At 35.3% G+C, this 21,970-nt stretch carries 16 protein-coding genes; 4 read left to right on the plus strand and 12 right to left on the minus strand.

The genetic code is table 11. The features are described 5' to 3' along the window. Positions 1-100: 100 nt before the first annotated feature. Positions 101-2,605 (minus strand): PIG-L family deacetylase, encoded by a 2,505-nt coding sequence (locus C8D70_RS07740; protein WP_110366932.1) that lies wholly within the window; start codon positions 2,603-2,605, stop codon positions 101-103. Positions 2,606-3,180: 575 nt separating this feature from the next. Between C8D70_RS07740 and C8D70_RS07745 the strand changes: the two genes are divergently transcribed. After that, entirely contained in the window at positions 3,181-4,398 is a 1,218-nt protein-coding gene (locus tag C8D70_RS07745; RefSeq protein WP_110366933.1) for a hypothetical protein, read from the plus strand. A gap of 389 nt (positions 4,399-4,787) precedes the next feature. Here C8D70_RS07745 and C8D70_RS07750 read toward each other — a convergent pair whose 3' ends face one another. After that, positions 4,788-5,336: a hypothetical protein gene (locus C8D70_RS07750; protein WP_110366934.1), complete on the minus strand. Its 549-nt coding sequence runs from the start codon at positions 5,334-5,336 to the stop codon at positions 4,788-4,790. 92 nt (positions 5,337-5,428) lie between these two features. Here C8D70_RS07750 and C8D70_RS07755 point away from each other — a divergent pair, with 92 nt between their 5' ends. Then, entirely contained in the window at positions 5,429-5,713 is a 285-nt protein-coding gene (locus tag C8D70_RS07755; RefSeq protein ID WP_110367016.1) for a helix-turn-helix domain-containing protein, read from the plus strand. A gap of 84 nt (positions 5,714-5,797) precedes the next feature. Here C8D70_RS07755 and C8D70_RS07760 read toward each other — a convergent pair whose 3' ends face one another. Further along, entirely contained in the window at positions 5,798-6,595 is a 798-nt protein-coding gene (locus C8D70_RS07760) for a DUF6602 domain-containing protein (protein ID WP_110366935.1), read from the minus strand. Between the two features lie 96 nt (positions 6,596-6,691). After that, entirely contained in the window at positions 6,692-8,302 is a 1,611-nt protein-coding gene (locus C8D70_RS07765) for a reverse transcriptase domain-containing protein (RefSeq protein WP_110366936.1), read from the minus strand. A 439-nt stretch (positions 8,303-8,741) separates the two neighbouring features. On the opposite strand from C8D70_RS07765, the gene C8D70_RS07770 reads away from it, so the two are divergent. Further along, complete coding sequence (locus tag C8D70_RS07770; RefSeq protein WP_110366937.1) at positions 8,742-9,947, plus strand: hypothetical protein; 1,206 nt, start codon at positions 8,742-8,744, stop codon at positions 9,945-9,947. Positions 9,948-10,042: 95 nt separating this feature from the next. Here C8D70_RS07770 and C8D70_RS07775 read toward each other — a convergent pair whose 3' ends face one another. The 6 genes from C8D70_RS07775 to C8D70_RS07800 form a co-directional block, all read right to left on the minus strand. Next, on the minus strand, positions 10,043-10,588 hold the full coding sequence (locus tag C8D70_RS07775; RefSeq protein WP_110366938.1) for a helix-turn-helix domain-containing protein: 546 nt from the start codon (positions 10,586-10,588) through the stop codon (positions 10,043-10,045). Continuing rightward, entirely contained in the window at positions 10,563-11,045 is a 483-nt protein-coding gene (locus C8D70_RS07780; RefSeq protein WP_110366939.1) for a hypothetical protein, read from the minus strand. Before C8D70_RS07780 ends, C8D70_RS07775 begins: the two co-directional genes overlap by 26 nt. A gap of 203 nt (positions 11,046-11,248) precedes the next feature. Continuing rightward, complete coding sequence (locus C8D70_RS07785; RefSeq protein ID WP_110366940.1) at positions 11,249-11,920, minus strand: hypothetical protein; 672 nt, start codon at positions 11,918-11,920, stop codon at positions 11,249-11,251. Positions 11,921-12,174: 254 nt separating this feature from the next. Then, positions 12,175-13,473 carry a serine hydrolase domain-containing protein gene (locus C8D70_RS07790; RefSeq protein ID WP_110366941.1) on the minus strand — a complete coding sequence of 433 codons (1,299 nt, stop codon included), beginning with the start codon at positions 13,471-13,473 and terminating at the stop codon, positions 12,175-12,177. Positions 13,474-13,549: 76 nt separating this feature from the next. Then, complete coding sequence (locus tag C8D70_RS07795; protein WP_181416105.1) at positions 13,550-14,374, minus strand: helix-turn-helix domain-containing protein; 825 nt, start codon at positions 14,372-14,374, stop codon at positions 13,550-13,552. A 222-nt stretch (positions 14,375-14,596) separates the two neighbouring features. Next, positions 14,597-16,507: an amidohydrolase gene (locus tag C8D70_RS07800; RefSeq protein WP_110366943.1), complete on the minus strand. Its 1,911-nt coding sequence runs from the start codon at positions 16,505-16,507 to the stop codon at positions 14,597-14,599. Positions 16,508-16,991: 484 nt separating this feature from the next. Here C8D70_RS07800 and C8D70_RS07805 point away from each other — a divergent pair, with 484 nt between their 5' ends. Further along, positions 16,992-19,388, plus strand: coding sequence for a TonB-dependent receptor plug domain-containing protein (locus C8D70_RS07805; protein ID WP_110366944.1), 2,397 nt, complete (start codon positions 16,992-16,994; stop codon positions 19,386-19,388). A 77-nt stretch (positions 19,389-19,465) separates the two neighbouring features. On the opposite strand, the gene C8D70_RS07810 is transcribed toward C8D70_RS07805, so the two are convergent. Beyond that, a complete protein-coding gene (locus tag C8D70_RS07810) occupies positions 19,466-20,524 on the minus strand; it encodes a serine hydrolase domain-containing protein (protein ID WP_076595639.1) in 1,059 nt (352 codons plus the stop codon). 154 nt (positions 20,525-20,678) lie between these two features. Beyond that, on the minus strand, positions 20,679-21,818 hold the full coding sequence (locus C8D70_RS07815) for a helix-turn-helix domain-containing protein (RefSeq protein ID WP_110366945.1): 1,140 nt from the start codon (positions 21,816-21,818) through the stop codon (positions 20,679-20,681). Between the last annotated feature and the right edge of the window lie 152 nt (positions 21,819-21,970).

The following is a 21,970-nucleotide window of genomic DNA, read 5'->3' on the forward strand; positions in this document are numbered from 1 at the left end:
GCCCAGAATTTAGTAAACCCATAATAAAATGTGATCTGCAATACTAATGCAACAACCATTAGTATATACCAGGTATTCCAATTTTTAAATTGCTTGTTCATCAGTTTTTCTGTGCAGATAAAAAGTTTAAAAATAAACGTGCCGCCCCAACATTTCCCGCAGGCAGTTGCCTGAAAAATGCCAGCGATGTATAAATAAAATTACCCTTTCCGTATCGGGCATATAAAGTTGATCCCTTCAGAGGCTCTTCACCAGTATCATGCATTTCAAAAAGCGGTTCATATGCGGCATCCCATTGAGCAGGAAAATAGGCGCCACGTTCCTGTACCCAGCTTGTAAAATCATCCATAGTAATTTTGTTCGGAAAGTTCAGTAATTTATGATTGGGATTTAAAAACGTAACGGCTGCATTCTCTTCAGTAACACGCTTATTGGCAATACTTAAACTGTACATTCCCAATTGGTTAACGGTTGTATCCTGATTGGTGTTATACTGCATCACCAGATTCCCCCCACCCTTTGCATAAGACCATAAAAAAGGCATCCAGCGGCCCAGTTTTTTTTCTGTGTTATTGGCACGAACACCCAGCACTATGGCATCATATTGCGATAGCTTGTTTGGACTGCCGTTTCCAGCAGACTCATCCAAGTTACCATAAAAATCTTCGTCTTTAAGGACATCTACCTGAACTCCTGCGATACGTAGAAACTCAGGAATGAAATCTCCAGCGCCTTCTATATAACCCACTTTTTTAACCTTAGCCTGAATATCTCCTTTCATTACAACGACGGTTGCAGGAGCAAAATATTGCAAGGAAGGCAGATGCGGGTATTGAATTAATATCTGTTTTTTATTATAAGTTACTCCATCCGCAAGAAAACCGGCATCCAATTGCAAACGAGATGAGTGTATAGAAGCCAGCTTAGCTTTGGGAATAACGTAATCCACGGTAAAATCTTTACCTTTTGCTGAATTTATGTCTGCGCTGCCCAACCGTTCTCCGTTATACATCAGATTCAGAGTACCTTTATTGTACTGTTTGTCAGAATTCACCTTAACATTTAAACTCAAGTGTAAATCTTCATTTTCTTTGACAAGATAAAGTGGTTGTGTAAATTTCAGTTCCAGGGCAGGAACTATACGCAAGGCTTCAACCACATCGCCACGAACCGGATCTAATTTCTTGAAAGATAAAGGAAGTTTAACCTGAAGCTTTTCTGAACCGATTTTTAAACCAAGCAAAACATTCAGGGGTGATTCTGCCTCAGGCAAACCGATTAACGTATCATTGGGAACAGAAAAAGTGGCTGCGTCCGCAGGTGGTTTTGAAAGCCAGTAAGGTTCTGTGAGTGATGCATCAGCAGGAATCTGAATGGTATGCTGAATGGTAATTAAAGAATCTTTTGATAGTTCTCTATTAAAACTCTCTGATTGACTTACCCATTTTACATTCTCTAAAACAACAGGATTTGCAGTTCTTGAAATCAGATTTAACCTGAAATTATAATGCTCCCCGGCAACAGCTTCAGCCTGGCTGGTAACTGCCTCTCCCATAAATCCGGCACAGCTTACAATGATATTGTCGAGAGATTTCATTTTATCCCTTTTCAGGTCTGCATCTTTGATTGCCATGACCTTTTTTCGCAAAGCAAGCAAAGCAGGTAAGCTAAGATCAGGATTATTGAAATTAAAAGAGGAGATAATTTTATCCAATGCCTGGTCAATATCAGCGTTTCCCTGCGAGGTCCACGTCTTTGTTACTCCATCAAATAGTGTTGCTTTTGCGGGCTCACCGATAACGTGGGAAAAATATTCAGTTCTGATGCCGGCCACAGACTGTGTTCCTGCACCCTGGCTTTTATGTAAACTTCTGCTTAATCCTGCCAATTCACCATAGCCCATTCCCAGCTGAGCATCATATTGCCCAACGGTAACTTTCAGTTGATTTTCTGCGGTGGTATTAACCCCGCCAAACCGAAAAGTATTCCACAATACGCGTTTTGGATGCCATGTATTAACATATTTCAGCTGATCCGGGAAAGCTGTTTTATCGCCTGCCAGCTTAAAAGCTTTTTCTGCAACCACCGCAGAAGCCGCATGTTGTCCGTGGCCAGCAGCAGCAGTAGGAGGAAAACGACAAATGATAACATCAGGACGGAATTGACGGATTACCCAAACTACATCCGCAGTAATGCTGTCTGCATCCCACTGTTTAAAAGTATCAGTAGTATTTTTAGAGAATCCGAAATCAATGGCACGGGTAAAAAACTGTTGGGCGCCATCTAACTTTCTTGCCTCCAAAAGCTCATGTGTTCTGATTAACCCCAATGCAGCTCCCTGCTCTGTACCTAATAAATTCTGACCTCCATCTCCTCTTGTTAAAGATAAATAGCCCGTTTCTACATTTTGATCGTTGATTAACCAGGAGAGCAATCCTGTATTCTCATCATCGGGATGAGCCGCAAGGTATAAAACTTTAGGAAGGTGTTTAAGGGTTTTGAGTTCGCGGTAAATTTCAGATGATTTGGAAGGCCGAACCTGCTGGGCCGAACAAAAAACCGAATAAAAGCTAAGGACACATACGGTAATTACTTTTTTGAACATTTGAATTTGCTTTGCAGAGCAAATATAAGTAAATCGTTTTTCTTTCAAACATAAAAGAATCAGACTGTAAATTTCACAAAAAAGCTGTTTTAACTTTTTTTAAACTACAAAAGCAACAAAAGCTTTTAAATATTTAAGTTATTTACTTTGTCTGTAAGAAGTACCCTGAAGCTTTGTTGATAATCAAAGACCTTCATCATATGTGAACGTAATGGTGCTGTATTTTCTTATACTTTCTAAAGCATTAACAATGATGTTGTTTAACCTTTAATAATAACTTTTGTGACTTAATAATGAAGCGGGATGCTTATACGTATGTTTCAACTAAGCAACTTCGTTAATTTTATCCTTTGTTCTTTTACAATTAACAGTTTCAAAAATGTAAGCTTTGCGTCAGAAAATAATGTGATGCAGATAAAAAAACAGAATTTGATATAGATAACTTTAAACCAATATGAAACACAAAAATAAACCATAATATTACTAATTAATTAATTTTTATTAATTAAAGCCGTTTTTTATTAATTTTTCATAAAAAAAAGCTACATTTGACTTATACAAAATCACGCCTCCATATGAAAACAAAATTTATACAATTCAGTGCTATTTTTATTTCCGGAATCTCATTTGCCCAAGTAGGTATTAATACATCCTCACCCAAAACAACATTGGATGTATCTGCTACAAGAGACAATTCGGGACTGATTACGAATAACACACAAACATTCGGATTACAGGCTCCAAGGCTTACCAGAGCTGAGCTTACCGCCAATACGGCTACCTATGGCAGCGATCAAACCGGAGCATTAATTTATATTACCGATATCACTGGCGGAGATGCAACAGGACAGCGTATCAATGTTACTGCTACTGGCTATTATTACTTTGATGGAACAGTATGGCAGAGACTGACACAGGCAACCAATGCCATCGCTCCCGCCATTTCAGCATTACAATGTAGTACAGCTTATCTAAACCCCGCTACTTATACTGCCGGTACTCCTTACAGCGGAAACCTGAGAATTACTTATACCGGGGGAAACGGAGGTTCGTATAATTCCGGTACTCCTTTTACAGTAAACGGATTAACGTTTCAGCTAAGACCCGGAACGTTGGAATTTGGTGGTGGCGAACTGGTTTTCTCTGTGAGTGGAACTCCTACCACCAACAATGACATGAGTCTTCCTATAACCAGCACTGCAGTTCCTTTCTTAACAGCAGGACAAAACTGTACCGCTACAGTAGGAAATACAAGCCGTGCCGACATTTCATCTGTAGCTGTGATGGGATACCCTACCCTAACAACCGACCCCAACGGGAAACAAGCCTATACTTTACCTCTTGCCAGCCCGGATGGTAAATATTCTATCAGGGTAATATTTGATACTACAAGTGGTACAACCCTTGCCAATCCTAACGTACAATTATTTAATAATACAGGTTCCACCGTTAGTCTGTATTGGAATTATAATACCGAATATGGAGGCTATATTGGTTCAGCTGTAACCACAAACAATATTACTTCAGGTGTATGGGGTGGTATGGCAGACTCATCAACCAGCTGGTTTCCTCAGGGCACAGGGGCAATGGGGAACGCGTACTGGGGGAATATAGGGATTATAGACGGATCCGGCGGCGGACCTGAACATAGAAGATATACCTGGATAGACAGTAATGCTTCTTCAAAAACCGCTTATACCGCAACCATTATGGTAGGAGCTCCCACTTCAGGTAATGCCCAGCCCAACCTTTCTAAAATATTCATAAAGCTGGAGCAGGTAAAAGCACAATAATAAGACAGGCGCTATGAAACGGATGTTATTCATATCTTTTATCATAACCGATTGATAAATAGGCTGTTTACCAGCTCATTATAAATAAAACAAGGTCTATTTTATACAGAAACTTTGCTTTACCTTTCAGGAACTTATAAAATAATTTTTGAAAAGAGTAACGCAAAGTTTCTATTAATAATTCTGCTTTCATTAAGCGTAAAGCAATGCGACTTTGTCGCTGATGAAGCGGTACGCTTATCCATAAGCTTCAGCGAAGCAAAGAAGTTGATTCTATGCTTTGTTCGCTTATCACCAACAGTTTCAAAAAATAGAAATCTTTGCGTCAGAAAAATAGGTTATAGCAGATTAATCACCTGTATCCACAACTCCCTGCTTTTTATTTACACTCAATCTTCTTCTGAACTGGTCTCAGCCATTTTCTTTTCTCTTCTTCTCTGAAGAATAAGATGTGCGGCATCCAACATTTTCACCGTATGGATGTAAGGCATCACCATATTCCTTTCCGGCAAATTTTCATAGACACCCATAGAGAAATAGACAATTCCGGACATAAAGTAATCAAATTCTTTGATGGTGTATGCGCTGAATGCTTTTTTGAAAACCAGCAGAGGATTCCGGTATTCCTTCTCCGAAAGCAGACCAAGAACCCACGGGGAAATCTTTTCCGATCCGGCATCAACCGTCCATTTTCTTTCCTTCAGCATCATGAGATAGCCTGCCCGGATTAACGACCTCATCGACTGGTGAAACTCAAAGATCACCGCCGGATCTTCATGGATCCAGCTGTTTCTCTTTACCGCATAATTCATAATATTGCTGAGCCTTTCTTTGGAAACATCCAGCTCATTGAACTGAAAGAATGTTTCCATCAGCTGCAACCCGGAGTTCTTCTTTTCTGCCCGAAACCGGGAATTAAAGTTTCTGCTTTTTTTCATTGTTCGTATTTTTTTATAAATGTAAGAAAAAAACAAAAAGGATACTTATAAGTATCCTAAATTTTAAACCTAATCTTAGAATTTTACAGTTAATGAATGAGACCGAACTTAATAACTGTAAAAAAGCTCTTGGTTATAGAATTTCTGAATTAAGAAAGAAAGTTATAAATCCCGAGACAAATAAACCTATTTCACAAGAAGAACTGGGGTTAAGAACCGGGCATGCAAAAAAAACCATAGGAGAATTAGAAAGGGGTAATACAAATCCTCGGTACGATACTCTACTCATAATCAGCAAAGAACTCAATGTTACAATACAAGAACTCTTCGATTTTGATATGAAAAAATATATCGATATTATTAAAAAAAATTGGTAATATTTTTAACGTGGAACTAATTGACGTTTAATATTTTGCTTATACATTTTATTTACAAGTATATCTTATTAATTATTTTTATTGCTATTCTAGATATATAATATGTTCATTTTCTCTATGTACTTCTTTTGTACCTACAATAGGAAATGAGAACCAATATCTTTCTATAGGATCATGGTCTGAAATTATATGTAATAGATTAGAAATAAAGTACGAGAAAGAAAGATTAATCAAATTATATCTGATGTAACAACGGCCATTTCTATTTAATGGAGGCATTAATCCTTCGGTATGTTCCCAATATCTTATAAAATTTTCAGTTCCTAATGAAATATGATTTACCAGACCATTTGAAACTGTCAATGCTTCATTAATTCTATGGTGAAGAAAATTTCCATTATAATTAAAAGAAAAAATTCCAATAAATTTTCTACGATTATTCTGATTTGAAAATGATTCAAAATTTCGAAGTAAATTTAATTTCTCAATGATTTTATTTAATGCATTATCTTTAGTAGAGCTATAATTTTCAATTTCTGATTTAACCTCTATAACTGCTCTTACTGAGTTTTCAGTAAGAATAACAAAATCACCTTCGCGAAAAACTACAGGAGTTTTCTCTTCATATACTATTATGTCTAATTGTTTTGAAATAGTTCCTTCTGTTCCATTTAAATGATCATTATTGGAAACAATAAAACCTGTCCCAATTCTTAGATTTGAAGGTAAAAATTGCGAAATAACTTTTATTAAAACAGCTTCTTTATATCTACCCTCTTCGGCCCAATTAGCATCCCCTATTAGGTCTCTAACTCTATTATTGATAACATTTAATTCTTGAGTTATGGATTCTTGAAATCTTCGAATGTTTTGTGGTGGCATATTAATTCTTATTTCGGGTTTAAAATTTAGTTATAAATATTCATAAAAATATTACAGAATAAAGATTTGTAATATTTTTTTAAAATTTTAAAGTAGTTATGAATTAAACTGCTTACTAATACATCTAAATACAATATGCTTTCTCTTCCTTATTTGATTCATAAAGTGTTCCTCCTGAAAAATTGAACAACACCTTTTTACATAAGAATAATAATTTGACTCTTTTTTGGGGGTTGTAGGTACATAATGAGAAAATTCGTAAAAACCTCTATCATTTTTCTTTAATGAGCTAAATTTTCTTTTTAAACTTTTTTTCTCAGAACTTTCTGAATCATTTTTTTTTACTGGTTTATTATATAACTTTTTAACCTGATTCATAAAAATTGCTTTTTTTGCTTCTGGATTTTTATCTAAAACTTTTTTAACCCTATTACACTTGCGCTTTGTAACTGAAATTATTTTTCTGTAATATTTTGATAAATTAGCCGATTTAATTACAGTTTTATAGCCTCTAAATTCAAAACCTAAATATAATAATGGAGTTTCCGTTTCAAGGTTAGTTTTTTTATCAATCTTAAAACATGCTAGTCTTGTATTGTTATGTTTTGGAGAATATATAACATTCCTGAAAATAAATTTTTCAGTTTTATTTTCACTAATATTCACTTTACTTTCTTTCACAAGAGTATAAATATATTCCTCAATAAATTCTGCTTGACTAGGTTTGCAAACTACTACAATATCATCCGAATATCGTTTGTAATATGCCCCCCTTTCTTCAACAAGATCAGTTATAATTTTCAAGTCAAAGTCGTATAAATACAAATTTGCAAGTAAAGCACTGATTGGTAGACCTTGTGGAATTCCAATATTAATTTTATCCTTCGAGTAAAAAGGATTTTTATAAACACGTAATTTACCCTCCTTAATTGTTCTTCGAAATTCTTCGTTACTTTGAAAGAAGCATTTATATCCTTTTTCTTTTCTAATCTTTGCAAGTTTTGATTCATCAAATCCCGACTTTCTTCCATTTCGATTATTCTGGACTCTTAAGTCATCAAGCAGAACATATCTAAATTTTGTACAAGCTTTAAATACATTATAATGATCTTTCGGAAGCTCATCAACACCTAAAAGCCACTTCCACTTTTGTTTTAAGAATTGATGATTCAAACTTGGAAAGAAGCTTTTTAAATCAAACGTTAAAACACAAACTTCTTCACCTTTACCTCTCTTCTTAATTTCGTCAAATGCTTCTTTTGCAAAATGAATTGTACTTTTTCCTCTTTTATCTTCTTTCGAGATTTCAATTTTACGATATGCGTTTACCGAAGAATCTAATTGGGGGTTTTCCTTCAACTTCTTTTCATACAACTCATCAAGTATTTCTTTGTAATATCCATAAATCAAAGCATCCATATGACTAGCATAGTGTAAAGGTCTAAGCTTGTTTGACTTTTCAGCTTTTCTTGTTTTTTCGTTCACATGGCAGTGCCTTCTACCTTGAGTTTTATGCTTTTCGGGATCTGCTTTCTTGTATTTTCGATCGATTATATTTGTATGAATAAGTGGATAAAACGCATATCTTGCAACAAAATTTTTATTAATAATGTTACGGTAGTAATTTTGCCATTCTTCTCCTATTTTCAGAGAGGGGGAAATATGTAAGTAGCCTTTTTCTTTAAGCCAGCTAGGTTTCTCATTCATAAAAATACTTGCAAAAAGTCAATAACGTTTTATAACTACATACAGCTTTCGCTCAGATAAGTACCCAAATTATTAATATTGAGTCATTGATAATTCCGTAATTGGTGGAAATAGTATTAAGCATAGCAGAGACTGTAATCCCAGAGCTAATAGTTATACTGATAAATTATGAAGACAAAGATGATAAAGTTAATAAATAAAGTTACCCTTTTGGTAGTTTCAATAATTCTTAGTAAATTGCTACTGATTTCCTTTCTATCGGGCTGTCCTTTCGGCGAGCCTTCGATGAAATTCGCTAACCTTATAACCCACTTATTATAAGTAAATCTAAAAAGATCTTTTATCTTATTCTAGACGTAATTACACTACTTTTTGCAAGCATTTCAAAAATATGAAATAATTCTTATATTTGGAATAGTAACCATGAAAATAATTAATAATGATCTCGTTTAAAATTGGAGATTTCGTATGTCTTCAAAATCATCCTTATTTAAGTACAAATCATAAAATTAAAATTGCTGCAAATGCAGATATGACACCTCCAATTATGATTGTTGGAGAAATTCTGAATAAGGATGAATACAATACTTCAACTGGTAAACAATCTGAAATTCAACTTCGGTGCTATTATTATTCTACAAAAGAGGGAAAATATATAGATAAGTGGATTAAAGCTGAACAATTAAAAAGGCTTGATGTTCCAGAAACTTATTTAAATATTGACGAATTTAATAAGATAGATGATTTTGATTTAGAGTATTTGAAAAATTTGTATTTGAATAAACTGGTTTGTTTAAAAAGTGTAGACTTCGAACTCAATAAAAAAAAGATTTTTATTGACAGTTCAGATGGGATTCGTACAAATAAAGAAAATAACCATCTTGAATTCCTACCTCCAGTAATGACTATTATAGATATTGTGAAAAATAAAGAGGAGAAAAAATTTTCTCCTACTAAGTTAGACTCTATTGAAAAAGATTTATCTAAATATTTTTTTAAATGTAAATGGTATAATTCCAAAACTTCATCCTATTCAGAAGAACTAATACCAAGTAAAGTTTTAGGATTTGTTGTTAATCAGACAGAAGTTATTGAGGAAATTATGATAGGAATTAACGAAAACAATTTCTTAACTACAAGTTTGAAAGGGAAAAACATATTAGAATTAGAAGATAGCTCTGATAAAGTAATAAATAACATTATTAGACCTATAGAGATTATTTTCAATCACTATTATTACAAAATAAATGCATTTGACTATGTAAAACAAAAGACATCATCATATACAATAGACAATCTTTATTCATTAAATTTTATTGAAAAATCGACAATCTTTGCCCCTGCATATCCGAGATATAAGACATCTTTCCATCCCATCACTGAAAATATCTTCCATGAACAGGAATATTATTTTATAAAATATAGGGATAAATTTAACAAAATAACTAATCGGACTATTAAAGTATTATATAAGGAGCCTTACATCGATCCAGAAAGTAATGAAGATTCTTTTTTTATTGTTGCAAACTGTCTTCTAAGAAATGGACATATAAGACACTTTAAATTAAGTCAAATTTTAGAATCAACAGAGATTAACAATGGTGTTAAAATGTTTGAAGAGATTGAAGTCGAAGATATTTTATGATATTCGCTAATATTCTTTGAAGTCTCACAAATTTCCACTGCAGAAATCCCAACAAAAAATCCCAATTTCGTTGGGATTTTTTAAGCAAATGAAAGCTAATAAGCAAATCCAAGTCTGTTTTTAACATGCTTACTTTCTTCCTCTCTTAATTTCTGATTGGTCATGATTTCATGTTCTTTATTTTTTTGGATAACCTTAAACCAACTTATTGCGGGAATCAGCCCGTTGGAATGTAATTCAAGCCTGATGATGAACTCATCTGTCGGCTTTCGATGATTATTAATATATTGGCTAAGTACAGCTGGCTTCACATCCACCTCAACAGCAAAGTCCTTATCTTTTTTGTCTTGTCTGTTAACGTACTCATTTAAAAAAAATCCAAAACTAAGCGCTTCCAGATATTGGCTGCTATCTATATAGTCTTCCAATTGAAACTTTAGCTGTAACAATCTTGAATACATTTTCTGACTGTGAGTGCGATTGTCAAATTGTTTCCGGCGAGCTGCCCAGAAGTCTTCCTCATCTTTTTTCTCCTTCGCATTCAAAACTTGATCAGCAGGAAAGACAAAAGCATCCGCAAGTTCTTCACCTGTAAATTTTGAAAAATCTGTTTCCTTAATTTCCTTCCTGTTTGTCTTCATAATATTCCTGAATTAATTGTAATGAATTTTCTCCTTCAGTGATCAAATATATTTTGGTTGACTGTAAGCCATATTGCTGTATATAATGTTTTTCAAGCTTTGTTTTTGGCTTTAAGCATACATATCCTCCAAATCCTTTTTTAAACGCTTCTCTGCAAGCAAATGCAATAAGACAGCCTGCAATCCGGCTATAATTCTTCGATTGACCAACATTTTCTTTGGAGACCGCCAGAAGTCTGATTTCCAAAGCATAATCCTGTGGCCGCTCATTGATTGATAACAGACCTATTGGTTCTTCTTTATCTTCTGCTGTCAATTTATAAACATGAAAGCTTTTTTCTTTGTTCCAATTAAAGTCAAATCGCCTGGTTTTATTAATTTGCGAAATTTCAGCAGCATCAATTTTAGTTATTGTTGCAGCCTGTTTCTCACCAGTGATTTTATTTAATACATACATTTACTTAACAAATATACAAAAATAAGTTTACATATAATGTAAACTTTACCGCTAATTACTTCTTTTTCTGATAGCTTAATTAACTTCAACGAAGGTGTATTACCAGCTCTACGAAGTCTCCGGTTTCGGAACATTTTAAAAGGAAACTAATCTTATTGGACAGCTCAAAGTCCCAACCTTACTCAACATAAAAATAAACCTACCTATCTCTTCCCAATTACATTCCGCGTAAGATAGATATAATTAAACATACAAAACGTCGCTATCGCCCCGAAAGTATGCCATAAAAAGTGAGTTCCGAAACTGAACCATTCCCATTTGTCAGCGATGCGGAAGGTGAGTGCCAAAACAAATGACAACACGGCAAATCCTACCCATTTGCCCGCTTTCCATTGGGTATAGATTAAATACCTTAGTACCGAAAAAACTACAAATGAGGCCATGATGGCGTAATTGACATTGATAAAAAGAGAAGGATTACCGATCAGAATCCAGTTTCTCAAACCCAGCATCAGTATCAGACATCCCAGAACCATTGCAACCGCATAATACCATCTGGTACTCTGCGCTACAAAATAAAATCCGGCAGAAAGGCAGAGCAGCATAATAGGCAGCCAATCCATCATAATAAATACCGGCCATTGCCTGAATGAGTGATAAACAGTTCCCCCAATAGCACCAATATATAATAAAACCAGGCAGTAGGTTAAAAAAGGATATTCTTTGTAATGACCTTTCAATTTAAGCGTCCAGAAAACGGCTATGGCTAAAAAAAACAGGGCAGTTATTGCATTGAATGGCTCAGGGAACAACTGAGTCATATCTGTTTCTTTGTATAACAGGCCTCCGTCCGGAGGTATTAGGTTTATCGGCATTGTCTTTTTTTATATTGGTATCTACAGGCAAGGCAGCGTGCAAAATAAAAACACAAGCCCTGTTTCTAAACATCACTAAAACCTATATCCTATTAAACTTCCTCTAAATATAGAAAAAATTATGGCATCATATGCCTGGATCTGCCGATTCTATTTTATAAAAATGTTAATTCTATTCCTTTATACCCATCAACCAGATTGATGATAAAACACAGATTACTTATATTCCTCCTGATTCATCAAGACCGTTTGGGCTATTTACTTCTTCTTACAACTTCTTTTACGCCTCCTTTTGTCAGAATTATAGAATTGTAAAGGCCCGCACTGTCCGGAATAAACTCAATGGTTCTGTCATTATTATCTGCCCTGAAAAATTTGTTTTTAGATTCTGGGATGAGTTCCATTTCCCCACTGTTAAAATAAAGCTTACCGTCAATTTTCAATATGTCAATTTTATCATACTTACCCATATATTGATCATATAAATCGGGGTTTATTTCAACCCTGTGATGTTTGTAAGGAAGTTCCACCTCTTTTCCCAATGCAATAGCGGAAAGTCCATAACTTATAATATAGGAAAATGATTCATTATTGGAAAGTACGGTCACGAAGAGTTTGTCGTCTGTAAAGCGGTTAAAGGAAGTCATTGTCCCGAAAAAACCTCCGTCATGAGCAATTAATTGATGCCCGTGATTGTAAAACGGATTGATTATAAAGCCATAGCCCCAATTTTCAGCTCCGTATGGACTAAACATGAGTTTCTTCATCTGTGCAGAAAGAATATTTGTTCCATATAAAGCTTTATCCCATAAGGCCAGATCTTCAACCGTGGAATAAACACCATCATGGCCTACATTAATCTCCCAGTTGATAAAGGGATTATGAATAAGCCCGCTTTCTGCCTGATAGTAAGCCTTTGCTTTTTTTTCAACAATCGATTCATTATTACTAACGCCGGTATTCTTCATTCCTGCTTTTTCAAATATATTCTTCTTTAAGAAAACAGCATACTTCTCGCCCGACACTTTTTCAATGATCTTAGCCAATAAATAATAGCCGATATTGCTGTATCCGCTTTTACTTCCCGGGGAGAACTCATAAGGTATTTTCTTTATTTTGGCATACGCGGAATCTTTATCCATTGAGCTTAAAGCTATTTCTTTAAAACCCATAGCCAGCCCTGAGCTATGTGATAATAACATATGGATCGTAACACTATCAGCCTTTGGGTAATCTGGTAAAAATTTACTCAGTTTATCATCAAGAGACAGTTTTCCTTTTTCAATCAGCAGAAGTATAGCGGTGGCGGTAAATTGTTTTGTTACTGAGGCCAGCTGAAATTTAGTATCTATGGTATTTTTAATATTCCACTCATAATCTGCCAGACCGTACGCTTTTTTTAGTAAAACCCGGCCGTTTTTCGATACAAGAACAGCTCCGCTAAAATTATTTATTTCAACCTGAGCCTGCATATATTTCGCAAGGTTTGCTGACCCATTTTTCTGCCCGAAAATAAAAACCGGGAATAAAAGTATTATTAGGATTGGCTTCATAAACTTTTGAATGACATGATTAAGCTGCAATGTTACTACTTAATCCATCATCATCATTGTATTTTTGTAAACCCTGCTAAATAAACATCCATTTTATGAATCCTTTTTCAAGTGTTGTTATTTTTGAAAAAAAGACTTTTGGCGTAAAACCTGTTAATTTTTTAAAATCCCTGATCATGTGTGACTGGTCAAAATAATCCAGACTATAAGACAAACCCGCTCTGTTTTTGTCGTCAAGCCGGCTTTGAACTGCTGCCCTGAATCTGATGATTTTTTTGAACTGAGAGGGTGTTTTACAAATATGCTGATCAAAATGTTTGTTGATCGTTGTTCGTGACCTTCCCGTTGCATAAGACAGCTTCGTCATAGATTGGTTGATATTATCTGTATGGAACATTTCTGTGAGTACTTCTGTCAGCAGGACATCTTCAAAGGGACGAAATTTTGAAAGCCAATATGATTCCAACGCCTTTATTTTTTCTTCAGGATCTTTTATGGAAAGAATAGCAGCCATGGTTTCTTTATAATCCTCATATGGACTAAAATCCGGAAAGCTCCCCTCGGAATAATATCTCAGATTATTCGGTATAAAAGGATTGATCCCCAATGGCTTGAAGTAGGTAGTAATTTCATTAATTACGCCTTCATAGCTAACCAATACCGGTTCATTAAAATCGCTTACCAGGTTTGTTTCAATTGGGTTGGACTGGCAATACCTGGTTGTTATTTTATTTTTGGTGACCAGGGTTTCTGTCTTCTCACTGGCAGTGACAATGGTATAGATACTCGGAAAGGTAAAATAAGCAGCAGAGGGTTCTTCAGAGGTCTGCTCGAGAATATAAAAGCATTCAATATATTTTTTTAGTACAGGGTTTTCAGGTCTATAGATATTTATTGTCATTCTTTTTTGGCTTTTAAATTTATGTGAATCCAGCTCCATTAGCCAATATCTTTTTTCCTGGATTAGAAAAGGAAAGATACAAACTAAAATGCTCAACAGAATTCAAAACATAATAAATAGTTGCTAAAATCCCTTCATAAAATCCCCCCTATAAAAACAAAAATCAGAGTAGATGGTTCTCTACTCTGATTAAGATTTGATTAGCAATTATTTAAAATCCTGCTATGAATTATCTGAAAAAAGCATGTCTTTTTCAGTGACAGATTTTGTTACTTTATCATTTATATACACAGGTATTCCACCCACCCAGGTTTCCAATACCGGAATGTCTCTCATTTTCATATATTGCAATGAAGGGGTATTTAATGAAAGAGGGTCTTTTTCCAAAATAACAAAATCTGCAAAGAAGCCTTTATTTAAGGAACCTACCCATTTATCAGCATAACACTGCCAGGCAGCATCATAAGTAACGGCAATCAAAGCCTGTTCCGGGGTAAGACGTTCCGCAGTGTTCAACACTTCAATATCATTAGGATTCTTTTCCATGATTCTGGTAATCGATTGTTCCATCATTCTTAATGGTCCCAATGGACTTACCTCATTGTCACTGTGAAGGGTAATTCTCATACCGGCAGCAAGCGTAGAACCGCAAAGATCAAGCATTTGCGCCTTTTCACCGAAGATCACTTCTTTAAAAGCGTAGCCCCAGTAGCCCACGTGCCCGATAAGGAAGCTTGGGGAAACTCCCATTTGAAGCATATTGGTAATTTGCTCCGCCGTCAGCAGTGAACAGTGTTCTATACGGTTACGAAGCTCCGGACCTCTATATTGAGCTAAACTGCGTTGATACGCATTAATGGCAAATGTTACCGCCTGATCTCCATTGGCATGAACCATTAGCGGCCAGCCTTTTACAGCTACCACGCTATTAATTAATGTATTATAGCCTGGCGGAATTGTATGGGCAGGAATACCTGCCTGCGGAAAATTAAATACTCCGGTATTGTTTGCTGGATCGCACAGATAAGGAGTACTCTGATATCCTGTTAAACCTTGGTTAGAGCCATCTGAAACTACTTTGATATGACCGTAATAGACAGGTTTATAATGCTCCGGCTCTTTATAATGCTCCAGTTGATCAACATCTTCCTGACTGGAACAAAGATATGCCCCGCCTGTTCTTACCCGTTCAGGGTGAGTTTCAAAATATTTGCTTAAAAGGATTTCTGAGCCTTTATTCAGCCCGGCATCATACATAAAAGTAACTCCTCTTGAATTGGCAGTATTGAAAAGATGGGTAAGATACCGATTAATCTCTATACTCATCGCAATAATCTGAAGCTTTACTGTCTTCAGTGCCGGAGTCATTTGTAAGCCTTCCTGCAGCTGGCCTTTTGTCTCACTGATATATTTGTCAACCGTTTTATACTCGCTTTTTATATCAGGATTATGATTAAATACATACTCCAGCGCCTTTGTATTCAGATAAAGGGTGTGCATAGAGGCGCTTAACAGCATCATGGGCACATCATGATTAATGGTATCAAGTATTACATTATCAATCGTTATCAGTTCTTTTTTGCCCTCTTTTTCCTTAAAAGGCATTAAAGACGGATCCAATCCTCTGCCCAAAATAACAGCCCCGGGAATTTTGGGAATGTGACTGTTGATGATTGTTCCCACAGATGCCAAGTCATATACAGCCTTCAAATTCTGTCCTTCAAAAGGACTCAGATCCAGCCAGCCCTGCATCATTGCAGTTGGAACCATATGAACGTGAGGCTCTATCAGACCGGGAAGTAAAGTTTGAGTACCGGTTAATTCTTTTTTTTGAAATCCCTGATAGTTCTCTTTCATATATTCTTCTACCTGATCTTTTGTACCGGTTACCACTACTTTTCCATCAGCAATTCCCACGGATTCAACGGTATCTGTTGATCCTCCAATCATAGGACGGATGATTCCTCCGCTTATCATCAGAGTTTGTGGTTTTTCGTGGATGGCTTTTCCGGAACCCGGATTTATTTTTGTCATATTTTCTGCACTGAAAAGTTCTTCTTTAAGAACATCCAAAACAGGATTGTGGCAAGAGCAATGGGTGCAGCCATGGGTGTGATTGTGTGATTTTTCCATAGGAATAATTGGATTTAAGGATTTATTTAAGCTTAATTTTGCTTGTATCAATTTTTAATTATGTCTATCCTGATGTACATAGAAATACAGGCCTCTCATCAGATGAGGCTTATTTGTCATTTAAATTGAAAAGGATTTTTTAAGGTTCTATGTCAGGTTGAATTCGGGAATGTGAATAAATTTCATATATTTTCATGTTTTAGTTTATTTTATAAAAATAATAAAAATATTCATTCAAAATATTTTTTATCACTAAATATTGATTAAATTCCAATATCTAAAATCGTAATTTACAGTACGTTCCTGTTTAATTCACAATTACAACCTGATAACCGCCATACAGCATCAGGCAATGCATGCATGAATTTTTAACTGAAAACCATCATCAAGCTATTTTCTTTCTTGTGAAATAACATATTAAATTCAACTCCAGAAGCCTTTAAATGATTACATTAGCAAAGAATTAAAATGCGCTGAGATTTCTATGAAAAATATGTTCTGTGTATTGCTTCTTTCAATGGTACAGCCTGTACTGGCACAAACCAAATTAGAAAAAGCAATTACTAATCTTGAGAATAATTACGAACAGGAAAAAGTATATGTTCTTACCGATAAATCGCAATATGCCGCTGGTGATAAGATTTGGTTCAAAAGTTTTGTGTTTGACGGTTATAACCGTTCCGCATTATCCACTACTCTGTTTGTTGAGCTGTATAATTCTGATAAAAAATTAATAGACTGGAAAACAATACTCCTTACCAATGGTGAAGGCAGCGGAGATTTTCAACTGAAAGAAGATCTTCCTGAACAGGTATATTTTGTAAGAGCTTATACTCCTTACATGACCAATTTTAATGAAGATTTCCAAATTGTCAAAACAATTCCGGTTTATAATCCAAACTCTTTGGAATCCCTGGTCATTGCAAAAAGCTCCGATTGGTCTGCCAAAGTTTTTCCGGAAGGCGGAACTTTCATTAACGGTATGCCTACAAAATTTGCGGTAAGGTTATCTTCCAATTCTTCGCTGCCGGAAAACTGGTCCGGAAAAATTATAGACAGCCAAAATCCCAACACTGCTGTTACCACATTCAAGTCTTTTGATAAAAATGTTACTTCTTTTAAGATAACTCCGGCATCAGGAAAGAAATATCAGGCCATTATTCAGGATAATACAGGAAAAAGCCAAACAATAGATCTGCCACAAGTTGCAGACAGCGGCCTGAATATAGAAGTTTCAAGTTCCAAAGAAGGGATAAAGTATAACTTAAAAGGTGTTAATCTAAAACAACAGCTTCAGGGTTATAAAATTATCGGACTCATCAATAATCATCTTGCTTACAGAGCCAATATCAACCATCTGACCAATGAAGCATCAAGTCTTATTCCCACGAAAATCAGTAATGGTGCTAATGGTATTCTGCAATTGGTTATTTTTGATGAACAGGATAATGTGGCTGCACAAAGGCTTTGTTTTATAAAACCTGGCAACTTAAAGATTGAGAAAGCGGAAATAGTAGGTCAGAGCTTAAAAACAACGCCAAGAGCTTTCAACAGTATTGATCTTTCTCCGGAATCTTATTTCAAAAACTATACGGTTTTGGTAAGTGAAGATAACGGGGCTCAAACTCCGGAAGCAGATAATATTCTGAGCGCACTTTGGTTAACGGGAGATTTTACTACAAGAATAGACAGCCCGGCCCAATACTTCTCCAAGAATACCAATACTGAAGCTTTGGACGCTCTGCTTATTTCTGAAAACTGGAAAAGATTCGACTGGAGTTCAGTACTCAGCGGAACCGCCCCCATCATTAAAACCCCGTCACAAAAATACCTTTCTTACAGGGTAAAACCCATTAAAAACAATGCTCTTCTGCCCAATACGAATGTCAATTTATTAGCAAAATCCGGCCAAAACCAGCCTGCATTCAGCCAATTCAAAACAGATCAAAACGGATATATTTATTTAAATAACCTCAATAATGATGAACCGCTGGAAATTACAGCCTTTGTCAATTCAGAAGATAAAGAATCAGGAAATGATGATTTATATGTCACCATAGAACCGTTAGTTACTCCCTCTCAATTTAAAGGCAATTTCCCGGCAACTCAATATACATTGGTAAAAACGGACAAAAATAAAAACCTGCCTTCAACAATTTCCAGAGCTATCAACACTCAGAAAAACATTAAAAAGAAAGAAAGTAATGATATACAAATCCAGGCAATAGCTTTAGTAGGAAAAAAGAAAGATCCGAAAGCAGAGCTTGAAAAACAGCTGTCCAGCGGAATGTTCAGTTCCTTAAATTCAACTGTATTTGATTTCGTTAATGAAGATCAGCATATATCAGGATCAAGCAATATTTTAGACTGGCTGCAGGGAAGAGCTGCGGGCTTAACATTTCAGAAAAACAACTCAGGAGCAAGCGTACCTTATATCCGAGGCCAGCAAGCTAAACTATTTTTAGATGAAATACCTACCGATCCTACCATGATTTCCAGTCTTCCGGTTAATAATATTGCGATGGTAAAAATCATTAAAGGATCCGGATTAATAGGTGATGCCGTAGCCATCTACACGATGAAGGGGAATATGAAATCTAAAAGTAATGAAAAAGAAACGAGGAAGAACAACTCATCCATCATCAAAGGATATGATAAACCTTCTGAATTCCCTATTGAAATGATAGATGACGATGCTCCGGAAAAAATTGAAAATGATACCCGCGAAACACTGTACTGGAATCCTAATTTATTTGACAGCGACTATGTTCCTCCAAGAATCAAATTCTTTAATAATGACAGTGCAAAACAATATAAAGTGTTGATCATAAGCTTTGATGAAGACGACAATCTTCTTTATGACCAGCAGGTTTTACAATAATCATATGGGACAAGTTGTATTGAGCTTGTCCCTTTTTATTAAAATGAATATTGATGTAATAAACCGTGATACTACCTTTATTTCAGAACGGTATCATAAATTGTATTCAGAAGATCCTGTCTCATTTTAGAGTTTCTCTGATCAAGAAGGATAATAATTCCCCATTTTTTAGCCCTGTTGTAACATATGATGGAAGATTGTCCCATAGAATCTCCGGATTTTAAATAGAGCGTATTTTGATCATCCGTTGAGATATTCAAACCTAATCCCATCTCTCTTTTGTCATCTTTGTAAAAGATTTTTTCCCCTATGATGGAAGCCTGTCCTACTTGGGTCTTATCATTTAGCACAGCCTTTAAAAACCTGATCATATCAGCTGAATTAGATTTTAACAATCCCGCAGGAGCAGTCACATTCCAATAGAAAAATTCCTGAATTCCTCCATCCGGATTATGGCCGGTTGTTCTGTTTTTCACATTAAAATCTTTCGTTAATGTAGTGGTCATTTTCAAGGGAGCTGTTAGTTTTTCTCTTACAATGACATCATAGCTCTTCCTATATACCTTTTCCAGAATCTGTCCCAATAAAGTATAGCCAATGGTAGAATACCGGTATTTACCATAATCTTTCAGCTCACTGCAGGTATTGATTAAAGTGGTCAAGGTATTTTGGTTAACATTGCTTATAGGCTGCTGAGGATTCAGTTCTATTAATTTTGGAAAGTCGATGTCAGGTAAACCAGATTGATGGGATGCGAGATCTGAAATTCTGATTTTGTTTTTAAGATTTTGATGCAAAACGTATTCTTTGGGAAGGAAACGATCTATATAATCATCCAGTTTTATCTTGTGGTCTATCACTGCCTGAGCAATTAAATTGGCAGTTAAAATTTTAGTAATCGAAGCAATTTCGAACAGAGAGTTTTTGTCGATTCTGCCTTTACTTTCCTTACTTACATTGCCATATGCAGTATAGTATTCTTCATTGTTACTGATAAAGCCAACACTGATTCCTACCTCTGGATTTTTTTTATAATTATCCCGGATGATAGAATCTATTTTTGTGGAAACTTTTTGTCCGAAAGAAAAACTGCTTAAGAATAACAGTACTGCTAAAAATTGAAATGACGTTTTCATTGTATCGTTGTTTAATGTTAAATATTAATTTCGATACAAAGATGTGGAAGCTCCTCAAGACAGGCGACCGAATAAAAGTAATCGTCCCGATTGATCAGAAAAAATACGTTCGAATCATTCTAAAAAAGCGTACGGGTAATTACAAATTACTGTATTACAAATTTTTACGATAAAGCGTAGGCGTAGTCCCCGTATGTTTTTTGAAGGCTGTATTAAAAGAAGATTTTGAATTGAATCCCACTTCATACAGAATTTCAAGGATCGTCACCTTACTTTTGGTTTCATCTTTTAACATATTCATTGCATTTTCTATGCGATAGGTATTTACAAAATCATAGAAATGCTGCCCCAATTGGTGATTGATCAAAAGAGACAATTCGCGCACAGGAATTTCAATTTCACCGGACACATCCTGAATGGTGAGAGAAGAATTAAGAAAAGGTTTTTTCTCAGTCATATAGTTTTTTAATCTCAAAAGCTTCTCATTATATTCTATGTCGCTTACCGCAGATTCTTCATTGCCTTTCTCTTCCGAAACCAGCTCAGACACCAGCTTCAATTTTGAATCTACATTTCTGAAAAGCTCAGGATGATTCAATGCTTTGAAAAGATACCAGCAGATAATAAAAAGGGATAATAATAAAAGTCCAGCCTTTATCTCTTCTGAAATATGAACATACTCTGAAAATTTCAGGATGTTCTTTAAAAGAGCAATGCTATATACAATGCACAATACAACCGTAAACTGAAACAGCCAGTTGTAGGAGCTTATACTTTTCCCTGCATAATTTTCAAGATAAAGCGTCTTCGATTTTCTCAATACCCTGAAAACCGCAACAAAGTAAATGATCATCTGAACATGGAGGAGAATATGATTAAACTTCAGTTCTATCATATTTTGCCGGTTTTCAATAAAGAAAATTTTGGATGCAGTATCTACACCATAAAAACGAGGCACTAAAGTAAGATTAGTAATGATAAACGGAAGCACATGCAGCAGGTGCTGAGGTTTCAGTTTGAAATCCGAATAACAAACGGATAATACATAGAGATAAAAAACCGGAATTTGCAGGAAAACAAACATGTTTTTGAACATTCCCAGATTAGACGGCCCACCTTCCATCCCATAAAATAAAGGATCACAAATATCTATAGCGTTCAGGATGAGAAAAACAGCAAATAGAACATTGCTTACCCTGTGTCTGGTCTTTACAGTAAGGAGGAAAACAGCAAGAAGTACAGAAATGAATATAGAAACCGAAGCTATAATAATTAATAAATTACTCTTATCCATTCCTTATCATTCTTTGTTTTGGGTTATTATATTTTTAAGTTTTTACGGGTATTCTGGCAGTCTTCCAAGAGCCCTGCCCCAACCCATGCAAATATAAAAATTTGATTGATACTGTCTGATTTTTTTATCTATCATATATGTGTAAGGCTGGA

The sequence above is a fragment of the Chryseobacterium sp. CBTAP 102 genome, from assembly GCF_003201365.1.
GTDB lineage: Bacteria > Bacteroidota > Bacteroidia > Flavobacteriales > Weeksellaceae > Chryseobacterium > Chryseobacterium candidae.